Annotated in this window: 14 protein-coding genes; 4 read left to right on the forward strand and 10 right to left on the reverse strand. The window is 63.6% G+C overall.

Annotation, left to right across the window (positions count from 1 at the left end; translation table 11 throughout):
• Positions 1–240: 240 nt before the first annotated feature.
• Entirely contained in the window at positions 241–930 is a 690-nt protein-coding gene (locus tag VGG51_14330) for a DUF4097 family beta strand repeat-containing protein (GenBank protein HEY1884203.1), read from the reverse strand.
• 101 nt (positions 931–1,031) lie between these two features.
• On the opposite strand from VGG51_14330, the gene VGG51_14335 reads away from it, so the two are divergent.
• Together VGG51_14335 and VGG51_14340 are read left to right on the forward strand one after the other, a co-directional pair.
• On the forward strand, positions 1,032–2,345 hold the full coding sequence (locus VGG51_14335) for a DUF4010 domain-containing protein (protein ID HEY1884204.1): 1,314 nt from the start codon (positions 1,032–1,034) through the stop codon (positions 2,343–2,345).
• A gap of 47 nt (positions 2,346–2,392) precedes the next feature.
• Positions 2,393–2,845 (forward strand): universal stress protein, encoded by a 453-nt coding sequence (locus VGG51_14340; GenBank protein HEY1884205.1) that lies wholly within the window; start codon positions 2,393–2,395, stop codon positions 2,843–2,845.
• Here the strand turns inward: VGG51_14340 and VGG51_14345 are convergent.
• The 9 genes from VGG51_14345 to VGG51_14385 form a co-directional block, all read right to left on the reverse strand.
• Positions 2,824–3,897: a hypothetical protein gene (locus tag VGG51_14345; GenBank protein HEY1884206.1), complete on the reverse strand. Its 1,074-nt coding sequence runs from the start codon at positions 3,895–3,897 to the stop codon at positions 2,824–2,826. The two genes, VGG51_14340 and VGG51_14345, sit on opposite strands and share 22 nt — an antisense overlap.
• On the reverse strand, positions 3,894–4,694 hold the full coding sequence (locus tag VGG51_14350; protein HEY1884207.1) for a DUF4397 domain-containing protein: 801 nt from the start codon (positions 4,692–4,694) through the stop codon (positions 3,894–3,896). The genes VGG51_14345 and VGG51_14350 overlap by 4 nt, the downstream gene beginning before the upstream one ends.
• Before the next feature lie 85 nt (positions 4,695–4,779).
• Complete coding sequence (locus tag VGG51_14355; GenBank protein ID HEY1884208.1) at positions 4,780–6,273, reverse strand: substrate-binding domain-containing protein; 1,494 nt, start codon at positions 6,271–6,273, stop codon at positions 4,780–4,782.
• A 15-nt stretch (positions 6,274–6,288) separates the two neighbouring features.
• A complete protein-coding gene (locus VGG51_14360) occupies positions 6,289–8,304 on the reverse strand; it encodes a hypothetical protein (GenBank protein HEY1884209.1) in 2,016 nt (671 codons plus the stop codon).
• Entirely contained in the window at positions 8,301–9,497 is a 1,197-nt protein-coding gene (locus VGG51_14365; GenBank protein ID HEY1884210.1) for a hypothetical protein, read from the reverse strand. The genes VGG51_14360 and VGG51_14365 overlap by 4 nt, the downstream gene beginning before the upstream one ends.
• Positions 9,494–12,649, reverse strand: coding sequence for a TonB-dependent receptor (locus VGG51_14370; GenBank protein HEY1884211.1), 3,156 nt, complete (start codon positions 12,647–12,649; stop codon positions 9,494–9,496). The genes VGG51_14365 and VGG51_14370 overlap by 4 nt, the downstream gene beginning before the upstream one ends.
• 162 nt (positions 12,650–12,811) lie before the next feature.
• Positions 12,812–14,098, reverse strand: a complete 1,287-nt coding sequence (locus tag VGG51_14375; GenBank protein ID HEY1884212.1) for a helix-turn-helix transcriptional regulator — start codon at positions 14,096–14,098, stop codon at positions 12,812–12,814.
• Positions 14,099–14,221: 123 nt separating this feature from the next.
• Positions 14,222–15,082, reverse strand: coding sequence for a CheR family methyltransferase (locus tag VGG51_14380; protein ID HEY1884213.1), 861 nt, complete (start codon positions 15,080–15,082; stop codon positions 14,222–14,224).
• Positions 15,067–21,279, reverse strand: coding sequence for a HAMP domain-containing protein (locus VGG51_14385; GenBank protein HEY1884214.1), 6,213 nt, complete (start codon positions 21,277–21,279; stop codon positions 15,067–15,069). The genes VGG51_14380 and VGG51_14385 overlap by 16 nt, the downstream gene beginning before the upstream one ends.
• Positions 21,280–21,360: 81 nt before the next feature.
• Here VGG51_14385 and VGG51_14390 point away from each other — a divergent pair, with 81 nt between their 5' ends.
• Together VGG51_14390 and VGG51_14395 are read left to right on the forward strand one after the other, a co-directional pair.
• Positions 21,361–22,860: a SpoIIE family protein phosphatase gene (locus tag VGG51_14390; protein HEY1884215.1), complete on the forward strand. Its 1,500-nt coding sequence runs from the start codon at positions 21,361–21,363 to the stop codon at positions 22,858–22,860.
• Between the two features lie 98 nt (positions 22,861–22,958).
• Positions 22,959–24,292: hypothetical protein (locus tag VGG51_14395; GenBank protein ID HEY1884216.1), on the forward strand; the 1,334-nt coding region annotated here is incomplete at its 3' end.

Consider the following 24,292-nt stretch of genomic DNA (forward strand, 5'->3'; position numbering starts at 1 on the left):
CGTTATATACACGTAGTCGGCATCGAAAATATCTGGTCCGAAGAGCGGCGGCGGCGCGTGCCACCAAGCCGACCAATAGGTCGGTTCGTTCAGCCAGGGGTCGATGACGAGCCGCTTGCCGCGAGCCTCAATATCCAAACAGGCGTGGCTGACGATGCGAAATTGCATAGGTGCCGCTCCTTCGTCAGGGATTTGCCGTCTCCCATCGCCCCGCCGGAGGTTGCTGCGCGGCAGCGAGCCTCACTGCATCGTCCGGATCGAGATGGCTCCGGTCGTCGTCGCTAGCCGAATGCGGGCCGTGCCCGCTCCGATCTTCCCGGCGGCGCGAGAGCCGACGATATTCTCTCGGCTCTGGCCGATGCCGGGAAAGTCGCTCGAGAAACTTCCGACGACGCTTTGCGCCTCGACGCTCGCGCTGCTGTCGCGCGCGATCCGCAAGGCGATCGTTCCGGTGGTAGCCCGCAGGTCGATCGAACGATTGCCGTCGACGCGGCCGAGAAGCGCGTCGACGGTGCCTGCTTGCGTTTCGACAATAACGTTGCCGGTTACGCCCGCGACTCGAACCGAGCCCGCGACGTTGCCGACGTCCAGCGAAGACGCCACGGGAACCGTGATCGTGTAGCGCACGCCGCCGCTGTGGTCGTCACTCTCGTAGTGCGTCTTGATCGATATGCCGGCCGCACCGCTGCTAACGCCGATCGTTATTCCGCGCAGCTGCGAGGCGTCGTAGCCGTACTTCGTGGCGGAGACGTCGACCGATGCTTTTGTCCACGTTTGGATCGTCACGGTACCGGCGACGTTGTCGACGGTAACCGAAGGCGAGTTGCCGCTCTCGAGCGTCTGGTGAAACTGTTCGTGCACGCGCTCGCCATACGCTGCGGTGCAGGCGCAGAGCGTTAACGCCACGACGGGGAGCACGGCTCGCATCATCGCACTCTTCTCCGTGCTCCTCGCAAACGAATCCTTTCTATAATGCGCAGCACGCCTCACGGCGCAGCTCGTCGTGCTCGAGCATCTGCAGCACAGCGGCAGTGTCTGCAAAAGCGCGGCAGGAAGAGCGGCTTCGTGAGTTCTATCCGAGCAGTCGAATGGCCGCAAGCATGGCGCCTCCCGGCGTGGAACGGCTGGCGCTTCTTCTGGGGCTCGCGCTCTTCTTCGGGTTTGCCTTTGAAGGGTTCTATGCCGATGAGATGCCGCACCGGCCCGGCGGCGTGCGCACCTTCCCGTTGCTCGCCCTCGCGGGCGGCGCACTCTATCTTCTCGAGCCGCACTACGCCGCCGCGTTCATCGCGGGCCTGCTCGTCGTCGGCGGGTGGATCTACGCACACGTTGCGCACCAAGTGGAAAGCGAGGCCGCCGAAGGTTCGTTTGTCGTACCGGCGTGCAATTTGCTCGCATTCATTCTCGGCGCGTTGTGCGTCACGGCGCCGATTTGGTTCTGCATCGCCGTAGCCGTTGCCGCGGTGTTCCTCCTCGGCGGACGGCGTACGCTGCACGACCTGGCAAACCGCGTTCCCGCCTCCGAGATCGTCACCGCCGGACAGTTCCTGATCCTCGTCGGCGTCGTCTTGCCGCTGCTGCCCGGGCTCCCCGTCATCCCGTATACGACGGTTACGCCATTCGGTATCTGGTTGGCCGTCGTCGCCGTCTCCTCGATCTCGTACGCGAGTTACCTGCTGCAGCGCTTCGTCCTTCCGCACGGCGGAATGCTGGTGAGCTCGATTCTCGGCGGACTCATTTCGTCGACGGCAACGACCGTCGTGCTTTCGCGCCGGTCGCGCGACGAAGGGATGACGCCGCCGCTGCAAGCCGGCATCGTCGCCGCAACGGCGGTGATGTACCTGCGGATCCTGATGGTATGCGCGCTCTTCAACCTCGCACTGGCCCGGCTGCTGGTGTTGCCGCTGATTGCGCTTGCGGCAGTGAGCGCGCTGGCCGCAGCCCAGCGAGCACGCTCGCACGGAGCCGCGCCGGCCGAAGGTGACTTCTCGAATCCGCTGCAGCTGTCGACCGCGCTGATTTTCGCCGCGCTCTTCGTTGTCGTCTCGATGCTCGCGACCTTCGCGCAGCATACCTTTGGCCATGCTGGGGTCTACGTTCTCGCCGCGATCGTCGGCGTCACGGATATCGACCCATTCGTGCTGAGCCTCGCGCAAGGCGGCGCCGCCGGAGTCGGACTGAGTACGGCCGCCGCCGCGATTCTGATCGCGTCATCGTCGAACAACGCGCTCAAGGCGGGGTATACGCTCGCGTTTTCGCGCCAGCGCGCGGGCGCGATTCCGGCCGCCATCCTCTCCCTGCTCGCCGTCGCCGGCGTCGCGGCAGCCTTTGTCTTCGTTCGCTAGAGCCGCGCGGCGGGAAGGTGCCGACGCCTCGGCGATAAGCGAGTAGAATGAAGCCGATTCTCGTTCCCGTCGATGGTTCCGATTGCTCGATGCACGCGCTCGATTTCGCCGTCGAGCTCGCGTCGAGTTTGGGCGCCGAGATTGTCATTTGTCACGTGCTCGACCTCGGGCGAGCCGCCGCGATGAGCGCCGGCGCCGCGCAGCTTGTCGAAGAATCGATCGAGGTTTTGCGCGCGGAAGGAAAGGAGATCATCGACCGCGCCGTCGCCCGTGCCGGCTCGAAGGTTCACGTCAGCGCGCGCGTGCCCGACGGCGCGCCCGTCGAGCAGATCGAGCGGCTTGCGGCGGAACTTCCGGCAAGCTTCATCGTGCTCGGCACCCACGGTCGCTCGGGTTTGGAGCGACTGCTCATGGGCAGCGTCGCCGAAGGCGTCGTGCGCGCGGCGTCCGTGCCCGCTATGGTCGTGCCGTGCGACGTTCAGGGCGCGAGAAAGAGGTGATCGTGTGCGGCGCAGCCGCTCGCGCCGGCAAGGCAGCGAATCGAAAACTTCGGCTTTGCAAGCGGCTGCATCGGCAACGTGTAGGCGGACAGACTGCCGTCGGCGAGCGCGAGCGTGTAAAAGAGCAGGCGCGGAGGATCGGCCGCTAGCGCGGAAACGATCGTGTTGGAATGCTCGTTCGGGAAGAGCCCTTGTACGGGCTGCAGCGGCTCGTCGAACTGGCCCATAACGTTCACCGGCGGCGATGGCGGAGAGCCCGGACTCGGCGAGCGCAGTGCGCCGGTATATTGCCCCAAGAGCAGGCTCGCTGGATTGCTTGCCGTCGGAAGGTACTGACTGGGATCGACGAAGTTCGCCTGCGCGAGGTCGAGGCCTAGCGACGACGGCTGTTTTGCGTAGGGAAAAGAGAGTTTGAAGAGACGTGCGATCGTCGTTGCCCGAGCGTAAACGTAGAGCGCCGCATTCACGTCGAAACGCGCCTGCATCAGCGTCGAAAAACCGGCGGTCTTTGAACCGGGCTGACCGAACGCAATCCGCACCGCGGCAACGCTTTTTTTCGAAATCGGCGAACGCAGCTCCGAGATCTCATGGCCGAGGTTGTTGAGCAGCCACAGGTTATCGTTCGGATCGTACTCCATATCGACGAGGTCGGCGCCGTACGGCCCGACCTCGGTAATCGCCGGCGTCAGTTTGATCGACAGCTTCGCGTGCGACTGCGCAAACGAAACGATCGGAGGCTTGAAGATGCGAATTGACTCAGTGCTCGCAAGCGCCACTTCGCCGTAGGGCCCGACGGCGATCGCCGGCGGCCCCGCGAGCCCTGGCCACTCTTCGAGCGTTCGCGCCGGTTTCGCGCCGGCGGTCAGTGGAAGGTGATACGCGTAGAAGGTTCCGAGATGGTCGACGTAGAGCCAGTTGGCCGGCGGCGTCGGGTTCGGCGGCACCGGAATACCCCCCGAGATTGGAGCCGGTCCAACGTTCGCGCAGCCGGAGACTGCGACGACCGCGGCGCCGATTCCAACGATCGCCGCAAAGATCGCGGAGAATTTCATCGGTCGAGGCTCCCGAAAACCGGTCCAGGCGGACCGCTTGGGTTACTTTGGTCTGAATCGAACAGGAAGAGCGAGAACCGCGACGCGTTATGAAACGGCAGCACGTTGCGCTTATTGAAGGAATCAACATCCGCGGGCGTGACCTGACCGCAGGGCACGGTGCTGGTGCCGGTGCCGCAAACAAAGGGCGTAGTCCCTTTGCCCGCGTAGGCGCCAAAGTTGGTGACCTGCCCGCCCAGCGAGACCGTCGCGACGTTGCCCAGCGTCGCGCTCCCGAGGCGTTTGAAATTCGTTTGCGAAGACGCGTTAAAGCTCCCGAAGTCTGCCTTGGGCACCGCCGGCGAGGCTTCGTAGAACGATAGCTGCGCCCCGCCCTTTGAGCCGCCGGGCTCTTCGAAGGTCAGAACCCGGTAGCGCGGATAGGTTCCGACGAGTACGAGCGTGTAGTTCTTGCCGCCAGTCAGCGGCGATGATTTGAACGGACCGACGCGATAACCCAGAATGTTCAGAGCCGTCATCGACTTCGTTCCGGGGGTCATAGTGAGAAACGGCGTGATTGTGCCGTAGCCGAACTGGGAGCTGATGCTCTGGCCGTTTACGCGCAGGTATGGAGAACCTATTGGTCCTGGCACCCCGTTGATGATCGTCTCGAGCTCGGGAGCCGCCTCGGCGAAGCGCACGCGGATGGTAAGGGACGCCGCAGGCGGCATTCCGCTAGAGCTCGAGCTCGAGCCGCCGCACCCGCTCAACGCCGCGATGCCGCCGGCGATCGCAAATGCAAACCTGGAAACGCTCATTCGGAATCTCCAAGATGTTAAGTTTATGCGCGCCGCACATGGCGACGCGCATAAACGTGGCTAGTTCTCGTTGCTAAGAAGTGGGCTACTGGTTGAGGCAGGGCGCATGAGATCCGCTGCCTCTGAGAGCGGTTAAGTCGGCCCGCTTTAGTTTGCTGATGAGTGGGGAGTACTCCAGCGGAGCGATAACCGTGTTAATTGCCGTTCCCGTGAAGTAGGTGATGTATTTCTTGAGGTCGTTGTAGTGCGTGCCGTTATGCTTTCCGTAGAAGTCCAGGTACGTCAGGCTGACGATCGGATACGCGCCCTTCGCCGGCTTGTAAGGACTTGCGGCGTAGAGACTCGGATTCACGAAGAGCTGACACCAGGGCGTGCTCGAGCCGAGCGAGATCGCGTCATCGCCTTCACCGTAGGTGATGGTATTGGCTTTCTGAAGAGCCAACGCCACCGCGGCGCTGTCGGTCGGCTTCACGAACGTATTGCCCGTCGTGAGGAGCGAAGCTTGAGCGACGCTTGGGTTGCTGGCCCCGGCCACCCAGGCGCCTTCGACGTAGCCCGTTGCATATGGGAAGCCCGTACCAAGCGTACCCTGAATGCCCTCGAGGACACCCGGGTTGCCGGATTCGCCTTCAAAGACCGAGCCGGAGGGCTGTGTGCCCGTCGGTCCAGTCCAGTTTCCGGAGGTAGTGACCGGGGGGAACGTCCAGGCCGCGCTCCGGCCGCCGCCCGCGTACGGGGCCTTATTGTAGGGTGCATGGAAGGTCTGATTACATCCGCTCGCGGTGTTGGCGAGATGAAGCTCGAAGGCGTAGGTCGTGCCGCTGCCGTCGGAACGATAGAAGAAGGAGATCGGCTGGTGTCCGGCAACCGCAGTGCCGCCGTTGTCAGCGGTGATAGCCGGATCATCCCAATAGCCAATCGTGCCGTTAGTAATCGCGCAGGAGGTCCAGGTAGAGAGCTTCAGGACCCCGCTCCCGAGTCCCGTAAGCCCGTGCCCGGAGGTGTTGATGTATCCGTAGGAGACCGGGCCGCCGAAGACCGGGATCTCGAACGGCTGGCCGTAGGTCGACGCATAGTTCGTGTTGTAAGGCGTTCCTGAGCCGCAGCACTCCGTTGAGGCAAGGCCGGCGTCGCTGCCGACGAAGTCGATCGGATCTTTACGACCACCGAACCCGACCGGGCTGAGCCCAAGGGCCGCGCAAGCACTCGCGCCGACCGATACCGCGCCCGTAAACTCTTTGCGGCCCGTGCCGCTGCCGGTGCTGCAGTAGTAGACTTGGTGGCTGTTCCCGAAGGTCTGCTCCGCACCGTAGTTTACCGAGCCAGGCGGAGGCGCGGCTTGGGATTGAGTGTAGAGGCCCGTCGGCTGGTTTCCGAGGTTATAGGCGTAGTCCGCAAAACTAGAACCTCCCGCGTGGAGGTCGTGAGCGCTGGTATCGTCGCGATGGACGCGCCCCTGCTGCGCAAGGTTCGGCAGCGTGGACATGCCCGAAGCGGGCGCGGTGTTGCCGCCGCTGCACGCACTAAGCGCGAGCGCCGGCAGTACCGCCGCCGTCAGGGCAAAGAGGATCTTTCTCATGTGGATCTTGTTCCTTTATCGAGCGTTTTGGTGCTTGAAAGGGAATCGTTCCGGCGCGCGAGCGCCGGTAACCGGACCGGCCGTGGCCGAACCGGAAACTGAGGTGATGGCGAGTGCTACGGGGCCGTCGAGCCGCGTCGCGGAACCGGCGATGCGCAGCGCCGGCTTGACGACGCCCTGGCCAGTTGATGCGAACTCGTCGATCGCGTCGTTGAACGTGTCGACCGCAAATAGCGTCGAGCCGCCGTAGATCTGTATCTCGGGAAAGTAGAAGAGCAGCGGATTGAACGTGTCCGTACACTCCGTACCCGCAGCTTTGATGCCGTCGAGCGTTAACGTACGAAGCGGCGCGTTGTCCGTGCTGCCGCTCTGCGCGCCGGCGGCATAGACGTTCACCGCGGCCTGGCACGTCGTGCCGTTGCCGCTCCCGTTCTTGACGACGTTGGCGATGAATATCTCCCCACTATTGTTGAGAGCAACATCGGTCGTCTCGCCGGCATTGAGCTTCGTCTTCGCGTCCCAGGGAATGATCCGCGACGGGGACGCACCAGGATTGCCGATGTCGTCGGCAGATGCGGTGTACATACCGTACGCATTGCTGAATCCCAGCTTGAACGTGCCGTTGGTATAAACGTTACCGGCCGAATCAACGCTGAGCCCCGTTGGCCCGGAATAGTGGATCGTCGGCGAGTTGAACGCGAAAGCGTCTTCGGGTGTGGCCTGTCCCGAACTGCCCGCGGCGTAGAGCAGAACCGCGTCGCCGCCATTTTTGTCGACGGTCGTCGCGCCATAGGTTACCAGGCGGCCCGTAGGATCGAAGGCGATGAAGATTGGAAAGAGCGCCGTGCTCGAACTCGGGCTCGCGGTCAGCACCGCGCTTGGCTGATCGCCGCCGCTCGCCGTCGCCGCGTAGATCGCGATCTCGTTGCCCGTATCGGGAGCGCCGGTCGCGGGATTGTAGCCAAGGCTGTTGTCGAAGTAGCCGACGTAAATGTTCCCCGCCGAATCGACGGCGAGGCTGACGGCGTAGAGCTGCTTATCGAGCGACAAGGTCCGCGTCGGAGACGCGTTGCCCTCGGACTTACCGTCGTACTCGGTGATCGTCGCACCTTGACCGCCGCCCGAGCCCAAATTGAGCGCATAGATCGTTCCCACCGGCGGCGGCGGCTGTTTGCCGGTTAGGGGGAAGCTCGCGCTTGCGCTGATCGAGCTCGGACCGTCGACATCGGCGGCAACGGAGACCGAACCGGCTTGCGTATCGCCGTCGTACGTCATCGTGAGCCCCGAGGCTGGTTTGGCGATCGAAAGCGTCTCGCCGGAGCGCTTGCCGTCGTGCAAACGGAAGGCGTTGTCCGTGTCGCCCTGCACGGCGAGCGCGATCGGCTGCGAATAAGCACTCGGCCCGACGATCAGCGCGCGGCTGGCGTCGTAGGCGTCGAGCGTAACCGCGACGGTCGCCCGCTGCCCGCGCTTTCCTTTATTAGGAACGAGGGAGAGCTTCAGCGAGGCGATGACGCCGCCGAGCGTCAATGGGACGCGGTTGCTGATCCCGAGGTTTCCGTTGTCGCCGGAAATTTTTGCTTCGATCGTGCCGACCGAAAGCACCTTTCCAGTCGCCCCCGGGCCGTCGTAGGCGGTCACGCTGAAGACGTCTTCTCCGGGAGAGCCCTTTGCCGTCGACGTGCACAGCGTCTCTTGCGCGTTCCCTTTGCAGTCGTGCGACTTCGGCAGCGTGTTCATGATCGTCGGATTTACGCCGGTCACGCCGCTGCCGCCGACCGAGAGGAGCACGATCGAGAGCGACTGCGTGTTGTACGAGAGATAGTTCGGCCGCGCGCCGCCGCGCGGCGGGATCGTTACCGTCACCTTCACGTCGACGAGCTTCGTGGGGGGCGGCCCGCCGTGGCCAGGCGTTCCGACGACCGGACCATTAGGCGTGCTGAAATTTCCGCCGCAACCCGAGGCTGCGACGAGCACCGCGATCGCACCGAGCGAACGAAGTCGAATTCCGACGCGGTTTGAGCAGATCATGGATAGAGCCCAAAGAGCTTATCGGAGGTGCTCACGTCGGCTTGCCCGTTGGGCCCCTTGATCAGCGGCAGCTCCGAAAGATTCTGCGGATAGGACGATTCGTACGCCGGGTAGTCGAGCGCGGCAGCGTAAACATCGTAACTCTGGCCGTGACAGATCGTCGGCGTCTTCTGCCCCGACTCCGTAAGCGGCCCGAGGTCGTCGGCGAGCACTAACGTTTGCGTTCCGGGCTTATGCGTGACGAGCGTGTAGTAGGAATCCGTCGTGTGGGACTGAGCGCAGACGCCGTTGCCGCCGTGTAGCGCAAACACCTCGACCAGCGATTCGCTCGCACCGGTCGGAACCGTCAGCGCGAGCTTTCCGCCGCCCTTGCCGTCCGGCGAGAACGCGGGCGTTCCAAAGGGCGGCAGCGGTTTGAGCGATCCCAGCTGCGCGCCCGCTGCGAGGATCCCGGGCGGCGGCGTCGGCGAGCCGTTTGGATTGGGGCTCGGCGTGGGATTCGCCGGCGTGTCGAACGACGGCGGCACCGCTGCATAGAAGTGGTATGCGCCGACCACCGGCTGCACCGCAAAGGTCGTAAAGCCTAGCGAATAGCCCAGCCATCCCAGCGCGATCAACGTCGGTCCGGCTTGCGGGAATGCCGGCGGACCGCCATACCAGAGCTCCAGGTTGTTACCGTAGATCGGAAGCGTGTACGCCTGATAGAGCGGTGTGGTTCCGTTGACCGGCCCCGAATCGGAGTTGCAGGGACAGAGGCCATAGCCGAAGGCGCCGCTCGAGGCCTGCTTGAGACCGCGCAGGGGTCCGATCCATGTCGACTGATTGAGCGTGCCCCAGGTAATGTGATTGGTTCCCAGATCGTTGCCGGCGTTCTGCACCTCCTGGCCCGTCTGCGTCGAAATCAGAACGTCGAAGGTCGTTGGGCCGATGATCATCGGAACGTTGTAGAGCGTTCCGGAAAGGCCGTTGGATTGGCGCAGCGTCGCGACTTCGTTCAGTCCGTAGGCGATCTTCGAGCCATTCGCCGACGCCAGCGTCGCGACGCCGACGGCAAACTGGAGCTTCGAATTCGCCGCGGGATCGACCGAGGTTTGCAACGGTTCGGAGGCGCCTCCGTTTCCGCAGCCGGCAAGTAACGCGGCGCCAAGCGCGGCCGCGCTCAAAGCAAAGAACGCTGCGAACGATCGGGTCATATCTTCACCTGGTAGTAGAACCGAAACGATATCGGCGGAAGATTCGGATACGTCAAGTACGGCGACGAGCTGTGCGCGGAGACGTCCGGCGGTGCGTACGGTGCCGTCGAATAGGTGCAGGGCGCGTTGCCGCTTGCCAAGCCGGTGCTCACCGGCGCGCCGTAGCAGCCGTTGTAAACCGGCACGTTGTACAGCTGATTGAAGAGGTTGACGACCTGCAGCCCAAAGACGGACTGGCTGAGCACCTTCATCTGGGTCGGCGGGCGGTACTCGACGGTGAGGTCGACGTCAACCCGCGGCGTGGTGAGCAATCCGCCGGCGAGGCCCGGTTCGTGAATGCCGCGGGTCGCCGCGATGTTCGGCTTCGTGCACGTACCGGGATCGAGCGGATCGATGTACCCCGGCGTTTGGGAGTAGATGACCGAGAGGCTGGACGAAGGGACGATGACGGGAACGCCGTTGCAGTAGACCGCCGTGTAGTAACCCTGCCCGTATGGATAGCCGACGTTGAAGCCGATCACCGGATCGATTCGCCAACCGTGCGCGCTCTTATAGTCGAAGGCGGCGTTCATCTGGAACGGCGAGAGATCGGGAGAGCGATAGACGGTCCCGAGCGCGAGCGCCGCCGGCTGCAGGAACGTCCCGGGCGGCTCGTTGCCGAACTGGCTGATGTAGGTCGCGCCGATCTGCATCGAGATGCCGACCGGAACGTCGCGATTGTAGAGCGCCTCGATGCCCGTCGCCTTTTGAATGCCCAAGTTCGAGTATTGAACGTCGCCGAATACCGGCGAACCGGTCTGGTAGTTGTAGCCGATGATCTGCGCCGTCTGCTCGATGACGTTGTATCCGCGGCGGTAGAACGGCGTGAGTTTGATCGCCGAGCCGTCACGAAACTCGTGCGCCCAAGAAAGATCGAAGTTGGTGAAGGTCGCCCCGACGAGCGGCGCTTCCAGCGTCGAGCTGCCGTAGCGATAGTCGCGGGTCAGCCAGTAGAGCTGGTCGGCGTAGCTGTTGCAGAGCTGGTTGGCCAGCGGACCGCAAAAGACCGCGGCTTTGCCCGTAGAGTTGTCGTAGGACGGGATCCGCTCGAACGCCGCGTACGGCGCGCGGCTCACGTCGGCGCCGAGCAGGCTGGGAATCGGCATCGAGAGCGTGTGCCCGAAGCCCAAGCGAAACGTGTCGCGGTTATCGGGAGCGTACGAGATGTCGAAGTGCGGCTCGTAGAGACGTTGATGCTCGACGGCGGGAATCGAGGCCGGCGCGCCCACCTGTGTGGGGATCTGAAAGTTGTACCCGTCGAGGCGCAGCCCGAGTTCGGTCTTCCACTTGTTGCTCAGGTCCATGCTGTCCTGAAGGTAGGCGCCGTACTGCTGCTGGCCGACGGTCGAAATGTCTTCCTCAAACGGAAAGCGCACCCCGCCGGGAAAGTACGAGCTCAGGTAGCCGCAGTTCGAGTGCAGGCCGATCTGGCTGCAAAACGACGGCGAGAAGAAATCCTGTTCCATGCCTTGCTGAGCGGCCGGGTTGTTGTTGGGCAGCAATCCCGTATAGGTATAGGGCAGCGGCAGCGGCTGGTTCGGGTGCGTGATCGGATACGTCACGACGAACGAGGGGGTCGTAAAGGCGCTGTACGACGTGAAATCGTAGCGATTGCCGTACGGCACGACCCACTGATAGATCGCGCCGTACCTGAACAGGTTCTTCTCGCCCAGCTGCGTCGTAAAGTCGATCTGACCGGCGGTCCGCGTGCCGCCGTAGGGATCGGCAAAAATTCCTTGCGCCGGCATATCTTGCGACTGCTGTTCGAAGGTTCGGAAGTAGCGCGCCGTCACCGCGGTCGTCGCGCCCAGCTGCGCGCCGTACTCGAACTTGTAGGCGAGAAACGGGCTCTTTAGCGTATCGGGGTTCGAGACGAAAGCGTAAGTGTTCGGTTGCCCGGGGAAGAGCGGGATCAGCGAATCGCAGGCAAAGTTCTGCTGGTGCGTGTTCACGGGGCCGCCTGGGCCGTTAACCGGATACGGCGCACACCTGCCGGCGGTCGTGCCGCCTGAGATGTACGGCAGAAACTGAAATCCGCCGTAGTCGAGCGTCTGCGTGATCGCCTGGTCTTGAATGAAGAACTGCAGCCGCTGGCTGTTGTTCTTCCCGAAGCGGTAGATCGCGTTGTCGACGAAGTCGTTCGACGAGAGGTAGGAGGGAGCATAGTAGACCAGATTGGGATCGATCGTGCTGCCCAAGGTCGCGGCATTGGTGCCGAGCGTTCCCAGCGTATTGGCCGCCGTGCCGGGGATGCCGTATTGAAAGGCCTTGCGCTCGGCGATGAAGCCCGCGTAGTTCGAGAAGCGCTGCGAGGGATCGGCCCAGCCCCACTCCAGCCCCAACTGATGCAGGTAGGGAAACATCTGCGCTTCGGCATCGACGTGAAAGTAGCTCGGGTACGTGCCGTGCTTGGCCGTGAAGAGCACGAGGCCGGTTCCGGTGTCGCCGTGGGTCGCGTCGCCGCCGCCCGGTATCAGTTGCACGCTGCCGACGCCGTTGAGCAAGCCGAAATTGGAGATGTTCTGGAGCGTGTTCTGCAGGTTGGCAGAGGGCGTGGTGTAGTCGATCCCTTCGAACTCGTACGCCGCTTCAAACGCGAAGCCGCCGCGAATCGAGACCGTCCCGCTCTTGTCGATCGTGACGCTGGGAATGCTGCGCAGCAACTGGTTCTCGTTGGTGTTGAACGATTTACCTTGAACCATGTCGATCTGCGAGCCGGTAACGGTGTAGGTGTCGATCGTCATCCCGCGCTGGAAGGCACTTCCCGGCGACCGCGCGTGCGTCGAAGCGATGATCTTGAGCGTCCGCGAGATCGGCGCGTCGACCTTCTGCGCCGAACCGTTGACGACGACGACGATCGTCGAGTACGACGCGTACCCGCTCTTGGTAAACGTGATCGAGTAGTTGTCGGGCAGGACGCTCAAAAAGCGGTACTGCCCCTTCGCATCGGTCACCGTATGATAGGTCGCGCTCGGCGATTTCGCGACGACCGCGACGCCGGCAATTGGAGCGCGGGTGCGGTCGTCGGTGACGGTACCCGATACGATTCCAGCGGTCTCGGCGAGGGTGGTTGCGGCCGGGGCGGCCATGCTTAAAAAACCGAACAGCAGCACGCGCTTCTTTACGCGTAGGAGGCTTTTGAGCAAACTCTACTCCCAGAAGCAGCGGAAGGGGCGTTAAGCTCGCCGAGAGCTTCACCACCCGATGCTAGGGGATGTCCAATCGGGGTCGCATCCCGGAAGTCGCGGGTATCGTTAAGCGATGTTGAGCTAAAGTTAATGTTCCGAGGCGTTCTTGGGGTCGACGATTTGCCAGCGCGAACGCAAGCCGAGGCGACCGAGAATCGAGCTCACGTGGCGTTCCACGGTGTGCTCGCTGATCTGCAGTGCCGCGGCAACTTCGCGATTGCGCGCCCCGCGCCGGATCAGATGCGCGACCTGCTGTTCGCGACTCGTAAGCGTGGAGCCCAGCGGGCGTCCGCGCCGCCGCCGCGGGTAGTTCTCGTCCTCTTGTCTGACGAGCAGGAGCATCGCTTCGTTCATCCAGCGCCGCAGTCCGATCGCGTTGAAGGCTCGCGCGGCGTCGCCGGCGTGGTCGATGCCCGCGCCGCGTTCGCCGCACCGGAAGAGCACGTGCGCCCGCGCGAGCAAAGCGTGAGCCTTCAAATATTTACGGTTCGGCGCGGCGAACGCGCCGAGAGCGTCGGCCGCGAGGCGCGCCTCCTCGACGTCGCCGTACCGGGCTGCTAGCGAGAGCAGCTCGACGGCGCCGGTCACGCCTCGGCTGGCCAAAATGCAGCGGCGCAGCGCGATCGCCGCCACCGGATCCGGCGCCGTTTCGGTGGGTGCAAGCAGCGCGATCGTTGCGGCGATCGCGCTTTCACGAACCGTCGACCGAAGCGCGACGCCGGAAATCTCCGAGGAGGTCCACTCCCGCAGAAACGCTTCATCGCCGGACGCAACCGCGACGCCGGCGCCGGCGGCGGCCAGCAAGGCCAGCTCTTCAGGGCTGCGCACGTGCGCACGCGCACGAGTTGCGAGCTGGATCGCCCGTTCGAGCTCGCCGCTGTCGAACGCCAGGCGCGCCGCCGCGGCGGCGGCCCGGAGTTGCCACCGCAAGAGGCGCTGCGCGCCCGCGAGGCGCATCGCGTCTTCGAGCGCGGTTTTCGCGACGTCGACTTCGCCGAAAAGCACGGCGTGATGCGCCAGTCGCTCGCGCGCGCCGACCGCGAAATGAAAGCGGTTCTCGTCGATCGCGCGGTCGTGCGCCTCGCGAAAGAGATCGAAGACCGCGGAAGGCTCGGAGCTCCACGAGAGCACGACGGCGGCGCAGAGATAATCGGTCGAGTCGGGCGGCGCTTCCAGCGCTTGAAAATAGGAAGCTGCGCCTGCCGCATTGCGGGCGGCGACGAGTTGCGGCGCGATCGTGGCTGCGAGGTTGGCGTCGTCTCCGGCCAGTGCGTACACGACGGGCAATAGGCGATCGCCCACAAGTCGCGCAGCGTCGGAAAAGGAGCAGCGCGCAATCAGCAGCTCGGCCTGCTCGGAGCCGACGGCCTCCATAGCGATGATGCTAGCAAGCGATCTTTAAGCCGCGATTACGGAGGCTTAAGAAATGCTTGCCTTCAGCGCTTTTTAGCTACGATCGGCCCGGCTTCCGACTCTCCGCCTGACCTCCGGCCGCGCTTATCGCAGTCGCCGGTAAATTGCCGCGGGCTCCGCGAAGCGGCGAAAGACTCCCTCATGGGGCGTCAGCTTGAGGCTCTCGTTGGAGCTCAAACAAAGGAAGCCGAGCCGGATAAGGCTGCACAAAAACAGATTGTGCACGCGAAACTGAAGCGTTTTGTTGAATTGGCGAAGCACGTCGCGGGCAACGATCACGTGGAACTCGTTGAGCGACTCGTCGGTCGCCAAACCGTGACGCGCAAAGATGATCTGCCGGCGGAGCTCGTCGTGAAAGCGCAGCGTCCGGCCGTCGACTTCGGCAGTTTGCGAGAGCGGCACGTTCGATCCGGTGGCGGCGTGAGCCGCGCGGGGGTCGTCGCCCGAATCGAGCTCGAAGGTCCCGGTTCGCGCCGCGGCCACGGCGAGTTCGCTCGGGTCGGTGGCATAAATCATCACCCGTTCGAATAGCCCCTCTTCCTTTAAGAGAACGGCGAGCGAATAGGCGTCCTCGCCCCGGCCGCAGTGCGGCACCCAGATGCGCGCAAACGAGTACGTGCGCAGCAGCGGGACGACGCGCGAGCGGAAGACTGAGAAGAACTCCGGATCGGCGAAGAGCCGCCCGGTTCCGCTCGACATCGCGAGGGCGAATCGCGCAAGCGCAGCGGGGTCGTGGAGCACGCGCTCCTGTAAACCGGAGATCGTTTCGACGCCCTCGGCGCGCACGCGTTCGGCGACGCGTCGCTTGAGAACGGCCTGCGTGTACCCGCCGAAGTCGTAACCGCTCGAACGAAGGATCGCCTCGAGCAGCAGGCTGAGCTCGAGATCGGCGAGCTCGTTCTCGTGCAGGCCGTGCGCTGCGGGGCTCGCTATCTGTTCAACCATACACGCAACAGCGCGATCAGGCGATCGATATCGACCGGCTTGCTGATGTACTCCGAGGCGCCCGCCGCAATGCAGCTCTCGCGGTCGCCGCGCATCGCCTTCGCCGTCAACGCGATGATCGGAAGATCGGCGAAGCGCGCGTCGGCGCGAATCCGGCGAATCGTTTCGTATCCGTCCATCTCCGGCATCATGATGTCGATCAGCGCGATGTCGACGCCGGGGGTTCGTTCGAGCAAGCCGATTCCTTCCTGCCCGCTCTCGGCGCTGAGCACCTCGATCGCGCATCCTTCGAGTGCGCTGCGCAGCGCGAAGATGTTCCGTGCATCGTCGTCGATGATCAACACGCGGTGCCCGGCCAGCGACGGGCTCGGCGAGGAGGCCGCGTCCAAGGGCGTTCGCTTGTGCGACGGCAGCCTCGATTCGACCTGGTTGAGGAAGAAACGCGTCTCGTCGAGCAGCCGCTCGGGCGCCATCGCGTCCTTCACGATTACCGCCTCGCTAATTTCAGCGAGGCGCCGTTCTTCCTGGCGCGTGAGATCGCGTGCGGTATAGACGATGATCGGCATGCTCGCACCGGAGACCGTGCGCCTCATCTGGGCGATCAGCTCGTGGCCCGGGAGATCGGGCAGCCCTAAGTCGACGACGACGCAGTCAAATCGCTGCTGTGTAAGCGCCTCGAGCGCCTCGGCGGCACTGCGCACGGCCGTCACGGCGATCTCGCCGCTCTCGATCAAGCGAATCATCGCGTTGAGCTGCGTGATGTCGTCCTCGACGAGCAGCAGATTCTTCGAACCATCGCCGACGAAGCCGAGCAGCGAGTCGAACGTCTCGGTGAGCGCCTCTTCGGTTACCGGCTTCTTGAGGTGCGTGACCGCACCGAAGTCGAGTGCGCGCTGCCACTGCTCGGCGCCGGAGATCACGTGCACCGGAATGTCCGTCGTTGCGGGATCGGTTTTGAACTCTTGGAGGAGGCTCCAGCCGTCGGCGTCGGGCAGACCGATGTCGAGGGTGATCGCATCCGGGCGGAAACGCCGCGCCAGCGCCAGCCCGGCAGCGCCCGAGAGGGCCACCAGGCCTTTGAAGCCGCGGTCGCGAGCCAGACCCAGCAGAATCCGCGCGAAGACGACGTCGTCTTCGACGATCATCAAAACGCGATCGGCGGCTTCGATGCGTTCGCGATCGTCTTCGATTTCACGATGGGGCCGATCTTCGGCGACGGTGCGCGGAACCGGACGGACGATCCGCTCCTCCGTGCCGCCGGTGACGTTGCGCTCGAGAGGGTGATAGAACGTAAACGTGCTGCCGTGCCCGACGCCGCTCTCCACGACGATCTCGCCGCCGAGCAGCGCGGCGATCTCGCGGCTGATCGCCAGGCCCAAGCCCGTCCCTCCGAACTTGCGAGACGTCCCCATGTCGGCTTGCTGGAATGCCTCGAAAATCACGTTGAACTTCTCGTGCGGAATTCCGATGCCGGTATCCGTCACCGAAAACGCGACGGCCGGCCCGGCGATCCCGGCGACGCCGTGCTCGCGAAGCGTCGTGACGTGGAGGCCGACGCTGCCCTCGTTCGTGAACTTGAACGCGTTGGAAAGCAGGTTCTTGAGGATCTGCTGCAGCCGCGTCGGATCGGTTAGGAGCGTCTGCGGCAGATCCTCGTCGCAGCGGATGATAAAGTCGAGCTGTTTGTCCTGCGCTATTTGATCGAAGGTTCGCTCGACTTCATCCTGGATTTGCGAGAACGCGATCTCCTGAAGATCGAGCGAGGTCGTGCCCGACTCGATCTTCGAGAGATCGAGAATGTCGTTGATCAGCCGGAGCAGATCCGCTCCCGAACCGTGAATCGTTCGCGCGAACTCTACTTCTCTGGAAGACATTCGGCCTTCGGAGTTTTCCGCCAGCTGCCGCGAGAGAATCAGCAGGCTGTTGAGCGGCGTGCGCAGTTCGTGCGACATGTTGGCCAGAAACTGCGACTTGTATTTCGAGGTGAGCGAAAGCTGCTCGGCCTTGCGTTCGAGCTCCAGCCGCGCCTCGTCGATCTCTCGGGTCCGCCGCTCGACCTCGGCGTTGCGTTCTTGCAGCAGGCGCGCCTTCTCTTCGAGCTCGTCGTTGGTGTGCTGCAGCTCCATTTGCTGGCTCTGCAGCTCGGTCGTCAGGGCCTGCGACTGTTTGAGCAGCTCCTCCGTGCGCATCGACGCGGCAATCGTGTTGAGGATGACGCCGATCGACTCGGTCAGCTGCTCGATGAAGAGGAGGTGCGCCTCGCTGAAGTGCCGCACCGAGGCGAGCTCCATCACCGCTTTCACATCGCCTTCGAAGAGCACCGGCATGACGATCAGAGAGATCGGCTCCGTCGAGCCGAGTCCCGAACCGATCGCGAGATAATCGCCGGGAACCTCGGTCAGCAAGATCCGGCGTTTTTCGATGGCGCATTGGCCGACGAGCCCCTCGCCGGCGCGAACGATCGCCGCGGCCGATTTGCGGTTTGAGATCGCATAGCTTGCGATCAAGCGCAGCAACGGCGCTTCGGCCGTCGGCTCGTTGACGTAAAAGGCTCCCGTCTGCGCGTCGATCAGCGGCGCGATCTCGGACATGATCAACCGGCTGACCGTCTTGATGTCGCGCTGACCCTGCAGCATCGCGGTGAACCGCGCGAGGTTGGTCTTCAACCAGTCCTGCTCGGTGTTCTTGCGCGTCGTGTCGCGCAGGTTCTGGATCATCTCGTTGACGTTCTCGGTGAGCTGGCCAACCTCGCCGCGCGCCTCGACCTCGATGGCTCGAGAGAGATCGCCCTTGGTCACGGCGGTCGCCACTTCGCCGATCGCGCGAATCTGCGAGGTCAGCTGCGCGGCCAACTGATTGACGCTGTCGGTCAGCCGCCGCCAGAGGCCCGCGGCACCCGGAACCTCAGCCTGGCCGCCGAGCTTTCCTTCGAAGCCGACCTCACGGGCGACGGTCGTCACTTGGTCGGCGAACGTGGCGAGCGTGTCGATCATGCCGTTGATCGTCTCCGCCAGCAGCGCGATCTCGCCGGCCGCCTGTAGCGTCAGCTTGCGCTTGAGATCTCCGTTGGCGACACCCGTGACGACCTGCGCGATGCCGCGCACTTGCGACGTAAGGTTCGACGCCATGAAATTCACGGAGTCCGTGAGGTCCTTCCACGTTCCGCTCACTCCGGGGACGCGCGCCTGCCCGCCGAGCTTTCCTTCCGATCCGACTTCGCGCGCGACGCGCGTCACTTCCGACGCGAACCCGTTGAGCTGGTCGACCATCGTATTGATCGTGTCTTTGAGTTCGAGAATCTCGCCCATGACGTCGACGGTAATCTTCTTGGAGAGGTCGCCGTTGGCGACGGCGGTCGTCACCTTGGCGATGTTGCGCACCTGCGAGGTGAGGTTCGAGGCCATCCGGTTGACCGAATCGGTGAGATCTTTCCAGGTGCCCGCGACGCCGCGAACCTGTGCCTGGCCGCCGAGCCGTCCCTCCGAACCGACTTCGCGCGCGACGCGCGTCACCTCGGAGGCAAACGCGTTGAGCTGGTCGACCATCGTGTTGATCGTATCTTTGAGCTCGAGGATCTCGCCGCGCACGTCGACCGTGATCTTCTTCGAGAGATCGCCGTTGGCGACGGCGGTCGTGACGTCGGCGATGTTGCGCACCTGCGAGGTCAGGTTCGAAGCCATGAAGTTCACCGAGTCGGTGAGATCTTTCCAGGTGCCGCTGACGCCTTTGACGATCGCCTGGCCGCCGAGCCGCCCTTCCGAGCCGACTTCACGAGCCACGCGTGTTACTTCGGAAGCAAACGCGTTGAGCTGGTCGACCATCGTGTTGATCGTATTCTTCAGCTCGAGGATCTCGCCGCGAACGTCGACGGTGATCTTCCGCGAGAGGTCGCCGTTGGCGACGGCCGTCGTAACGTCGGCGATGTTGCGCACCTGCGACGTAAGATTGGACGCCATGAAGTTTACCGAATCGGTGAGGTCCTTCCACGTACCGCTGACGCCGACGACCTGCGCCTGACCGCCGAGCTTTCCTTCGGAACCAACCTCGCGCGCCACGCGCGTCACTTCGGAGGCAAAGGCGTTGAGCTGGTCGACCATCGTGTTGATCGTGCCTTTGAGCTCGAGGATCTCGCCGCGAACGTCGACCGTGATCTTTTTCGAGAGATCGCCCTTTGCGACCGCGGTCGTCACTTCGGCAATGTTACGGACTTGGTTCGTCAGGTTGCCGGCCATCGTGTTGACCGAATCGGTAAGATCTTTCCACGTCCCGCCCACGCCCTTCACGACGGCCTGACCGCCGAGGCGGCCCTCGGAGCCGACCTCCACCGCCACGCGCGTTACCTCGGAGGCGAAGGCATTGAGCTGGTCGACCATCGTGTTGATCGTGTTCTTCAGCTCGAGAATCTCGCCGCGGACCGCGACCGTAATTTTTTTCGAGAGGTCGCCGTTAGCGACGGCGGTCGTGACGTCGGCGATGTTGCGCACCTGCGACGTAAGATTGGACGCCATGAAATTCACCGAGTCGGTGAGATCCTTCCACGTCCCGCTAACGCCGACGACCTGCGCTTGGCCGCCCAGTTTTCCCTCCGAACCGACCTCGCGCGCGACGCGCGTCACCTCCGAGGCAAACGCGTTGAGCTGATCGACCATGGTGTTGATCGTGTTCTTCAGTTCGAGGATCTCACCGCGAACGTCGACGGTAATCTTCTTCGAAAGATCGCCTTTCGCGACGGCGGTCGTCACGTCGGCGATGTTGCGTACCTGCGACGTCAGGTTCGACGCCATGAAGTTCACCGAGTCGGTAAGGTCTTTCCACGTGCCGCTGACGCCCTGGACCTCGGCCTGGCCGCCGAGACGGCCTTCGGAACCCACCTCGCGCGCGACGCGCGTCACCTCCGAGGCGAAGGCGTTGAGCTGATCGACCATCGTGTTGATCGTGCCCTTGAGCTCGAGGATCTCGCCCCGAACGTCGACGGTGATCTTTTTGGAGAGATCTCCGGTAGCGACGGCGGTCGTCACTTCCGCGATGTTGCGAACCTGCGAGGTGAGGTTGCCGGCCATCGTGTTGACCGAATCGGTAAGATCTTTCCAAGTGCCGGCGACGCCTTCGACCTCAGCCTGTCCGCCGAGCTTTCCTTCCGAGCCGACCTCGCGCGCGACGCGCGTCACCTCGGAGGCAAACGCGTTGAGCTGGTCGACCATCGTGTTGATCGTGTCTTTGAGTTCGAGGATCTCACCGCGAACGTCGACGGTGATCTTCTTCGAAAGGTCGCCCTTGGCGACGGCGGTCGTCACCTCCGCGATGTTGCGGACTTGGTTCGTCAGATTTCCGGCCATCGTATTGACCGAATCGGTGAGGTCTTTCCAGGTTCCGGCGACCCCCTTGACGGTCGCCTGGCCGCCGAGCTTTCCCTCGGAGCCGACCTCGCGCGCGACGCGCGTCACCTCGGAGGCAAACGCGTTGAGCTGGTCGACCATCGTGTTGATCGTGCCTTTGAGCTCGCGGATCTCACCGCGCGCTTCGACGGTGATCTTCTTGGAAAGATCGCCGTTCGCGACGGCGGTCGTGACCTCGGCGATGTTGCGCACCTGGTTGGTCAAGTTGCCGGCCATCGTATTGACCGAATCCGTGAGATCTTTCCAGGTCCCCGCGACGTCTTTGACGACGGCTTGGCCGCCGAGCTTTCCCTCGGAACCAACCTCGCGCGCAACCCGAATGACCTCCGACGCAAAGGCATTGAGCTGGCCGACCATCGTGTTGATCAATCGGCTGGAGTGAAGAAATTCGCCCTTGAGGGGGCGCCCGTCGGTCTCGAGGGCCATTCTTTGAGAAAGGTCGCCCTTAGCGACCGCGCCGAGCACGCGTCGCGCTTCGGCCATCGGGTGCGTCAGGTCGGCGATCAGGGAGTTCACGGAGTCGATGTACTCGCGCCACGCGCCCTTCGCCGGTCCGAGCGAGGCTCGTTGCGAGATCCGTCCTTCGCGGCCGACGACGGTGCTGACGCGCTCCAGCTCTTTTGCGAGGCCGGCGTTGAGCTCTATGCAGTCGTTGAAGGCAGCGGCGATTTCACCCTCCACACCAGAGAGGTCGAGTGGAAGCCGCGCGGTGAAGTCGCCACGGCGGGAGGCGCGCAGCGCGGCGAGCAGCCGGCGTTGCCCGCGCGCAGTCGCCTCTCGCTTTGGAGCAGTGGTCGGCATGATGAAGTCTCCCAGGGTAGCCCTCGGTTTGTTCCCGCTCAGAGATAGCGTTTAACATTGGCGGGACCTGGAGAAGAACGAGTGGTGCGCTCGCTTGATCGCCCGGACGATCGGCTTAACCGCGTACTGGAAGTCTTGGTCCAAGCCGGGCACGCCTTGCGGCTTTGTCCCGACATCGATGAAGCGCTTGCGCAGATCGCGGGTTCGTTGGTTGAGGATTTCTGCCGCTACTGTTCGATCGACGTTTCGACCGAAGCGGTCGAACGTTGCGATTTTCGGGCCGAGGCCGGCAGCTTCGATCCGCACGCGGGCGGCGAGCGGACGATAGTCCAGCCGCTCAACGACGGCCGCCGCGCGTTAGGACGAATAACGTGTCAGGCCCCCGCCGGCCAAGAGTTCGACGACGTGGTGCGTCAAGCGATCCGTTTGCTGGCGACGCAGCTGGCCGTCGTGCTCGGCGGACAAGTGCTAATGATGCGGGAACACCGCGTCGCCGATCGGCTGCAGCGCGCGCTGCTCCCCGAGCGTTTGCCAACCATCGACGGCGCGGAATTTTACGCAGCGTACCGGCCGGCAAGCGCCGAGGCAGAGGTCGGCGGCGACTGGTTCGACGCGTTTAGCTTAGCGGATCAGCGCGTCGGTATTTCGCTCGGCGATGTCGCCGGCCACGGTCTCGAGGCCGCCGTCATCATGGGTGAGGTGCGTCAAGCGATCCGGGCCGCTGCGGTTGCCGCAGCGAGCCCCGCAAGCGTGCTCGAGCACGTCAATCAAATCATCGCGCTGCAGGACTCCGTCGGAATGGTCACCGCGATCTTCGGCATCTACGATCCGCAGACGAGCACGCTGGTCTATGCGGTCGCCGGCCATCCGCCGCCGCTGCTGGCGTTGCCGCGCGGCTTCGCTCGGCGCTTACCCGGCGGCGGTCTGCCGCTGGGCTGTGCGCCCGCGGTCCAGAGCCGCGACTGGACCTTTACCCTCGCTGCCGGCGCCTCGGCCGTCTTTTATACCGACGGATTAATCGAGAACGAACGCGCTCCGATAGCCGGAGAACAGCGTCTGCTCGAAGTCGTGCGCAATCTCGTACGCGAGTGCGGCGAGCCCGGCTCGCACGTGGAAGATCCCGCAGCGGCGCTACTGGAGCGAGTCTTTCGCGGCACGCCGAATCGCGACGATGCCGCCGTTTTATTGCTTTCGCGCACCGCACCGGTATCGACCTATCTTTTTTCGGCCGTTCCGATCGCCGCGCCGATCGCGCGCGCAATCGTCGAGCGCGATATCGAGCCGCTCGGGGTCGACGGCGAGCGTCGTTTCGATCTCCTGATCGCACTCGGCGAGGCAGTCGCCAACGCCATCGAGCACGGATACCGCGATGCGCCGCCAGGTCTCATTCGTCTAAGGCTCGAGCACAACGGCCGGCAGCTGGTGATGACGATCGAAGACTTCGGTCACTGGAAGCCGTTCGCCCGATCGGACGTGCGCGGGCGCGGCATCGAGCTGATGCACGCGTGCATGGATAGCGTGCAGATTCAGTCGACGCGCGATTCGACGAAGATTGTCCTAAAGGCCGCGCTCGCCTCGTAAGGGATACCGGAAACAGTACGCCGAGACCAGCGGCGGGAAACGCCGGAAGAGTTTCGAACCCCCTCGGGCTTACTCTCGATGCAACTGGAGGTCTCCACGTGCTTCTCTTCCGGAACAAGTTTGTTTTTTTTGCGTTGGCGGCAGCCATCGCTGCCGGCTCTGCCGGCTGCTCCGGTAACCGCTCGCTTCTTCCCGCGGCCGGCGGCCTCGCCGGGCCGGCCGCTCATCTCTCCCCGCGCTTTCAGGCGGGCAGCCATTCGCCGCCGGATTACATGCAGCTGGCGTTCCTGATGACCGATGGCTCGGTCCTCGCCCAGGGCGAGACCAACTGGGGCAGCTGGTACAAGTACGTGCCGGACTCCTCTGGAAGTTACGTCAACGGAACGTGGACGCAAGTCGCGTCGCTTCCGTCGGGATATGCGCCCGATGCTTACGCCTCGGCCGTTCTGCCCGACGGACGTCTATTGATCAGCGGCGGTGAGTATAACATCCCGGGCAACTACGACCTGCAGCTCGTCAATCTCGGCGCGATCTACGACCCGCTCAAGAATACGTGGACGAAGATTGGCCACCCCAGCGGCTGGGGCTGGATCGGCGATTCGCCCTCAATGCTGCTCCCCAACGGTCAGTACCTCATCGGCGACAAGCTGATGAAGCAGGATGCCCTGTACAATCCCGCGAGCGGCAAATGGAAAAAGCTCAGTGCCAAAAACGGAAAGTCGGACTGGAACGCCGAGGAAGGCTGGACGCTGCTTCCCGACGGAAAGATTCTCACCGAAGACGTCCTAAACGCGCCCAACTCTGAGATCTATGATCCGTCTGCAAACAAATGGACGACCGCAGGCTCGACGATCGTCGATCTGCGATCGCAGTCGCCCTATCAGTCGTGTCTGCAGTACGGTCCCAAGCCTCAAGACTGTTACCTTCCTCCCGGCGAGATCGGCCCGGCGATGCTGCGGCCCGACGGAACGGTCTTTGCCACCGGCTCCGGTCAAGGCGGCAGCGGCGCAGGCACCGGCCACACCGCGATCTATAACATCGCCAGCGGCAAATGGACCGCCGGTCCGGATTTCCCCAGCGGCGATAACGCCGGCGACTCGTTTGCCGTTCTCGAGCCCAACGGCAACGTTCTGGTCTTCGGTGTGAGCGGCGAGTTGTATGAATGGAACGGTTCGACGTTCACCGGAATCGGCCGCGAGGGCGGCCCGCCGCTCTTGCTCCCGACCGGTCAGGTCGCGATGTTCGGAGGGAGCGTCGATCTCTACAGCCCGACCGGAAAGCCGAAGAGTTCCTGGGCTCCAACAATTTCGACGTCGCCGAAATCCGTGAAGCCCGGCAAGACGTACTCGATTTCCGGAACGCAGTTCAACGGACTCTCGCAGGCCGTCATGTTCGGCGATGAGTATCAGAACGGAACGAGCTATCCGCTCGT

This window comes from Candidatus Cybelea sp., from assembly GCA_036489315.1.
Taxonomy (GTDB): Bacteria; Vulcanimicrobiota; Vulcanimicrobiia; order Vulcanimicrobiales; family Vulcanimicrobiaceae; genus Cybelea.

What these genes read in the sequence shown, in the direction of transcription:
- VGG51_14330 (HEY1884203.1), bottom strand. Translation starts at nt 930, where the DNA reads ATGATGCGAGCCGTGCTCCCCGTCGTGGCGTTAACGCTCTGCGCCTGC.
- VGG51_14340 (HEY1884205.1), top strand. Translation starts at nt 2,393, where the DNA reads ATGAAGCCGATTCTCGTTCCCGTCGATGGTTCCGATTGCTCGATGCAC.
- VGG51_14345 (HEY1884206.1), bottom strand. Translation starts at nt 3,897, where the DNA reads ATGAAATTCTCCGCGATCTTTGCGGCGATCGTTGGAATCGGCGCCGCG.
- VGG51_14350 (HEY1884207.1), bottom strand. Translation starts at nt 4,694, where the DNA reads ATGAGCGTTTCCAGGTTTGCATTTGCGATCGCCGGCGGCATCGCGGCG.
- VGG51_14355 (HEY1884208.1), bottom strand. Translation starts at nt 6,273, where the DNA reads ATGAGAAAGATCCTCTTTGCCCTGACGGCGGCGGTACTGCCGGCGCTC.
- VGG51_14360 (HEY1884209.1), bottom strand. Translation starts at nt 8,304, where the DNA reads ATGATCTGCTCAAACCGCGTCGGAATTCGACTTCGTTCGCTCGGTGCG.
- VGG51_14365 (HEY1884210.1), bottom strand. Translation starts at nt 9,497, where the DNA reads ATGACCCGATCGTTCGCAGCGTTCTTTGCTTTGAGCGCGGCCGCGCTT.
- VGG51_14375 (HEY1884212.1), bottom strand. Translation starts at nt 14,098, where the DNA reads ATGGAGGCCGTCGGCTCCGAGCAGGCCGAGCTGCTGATTGCGCGCTGC.
- VGG51_14380 (HEY1884213.1), bottom strand. Translation starts at nt 15,082, where the DNA reads ATGGTTGAACAGATAGCGAGCCCCGCAGCGCACGGCCTGCACGAGAAC.
- VGG51_14385 (HEY1884214.1), bottom strand. Translation starts at nt 21,279, where the DNA reads ATGCCGACCACTGCTCCAAAGCGAGAGGCGACTGCGCGCGGGCAACGC.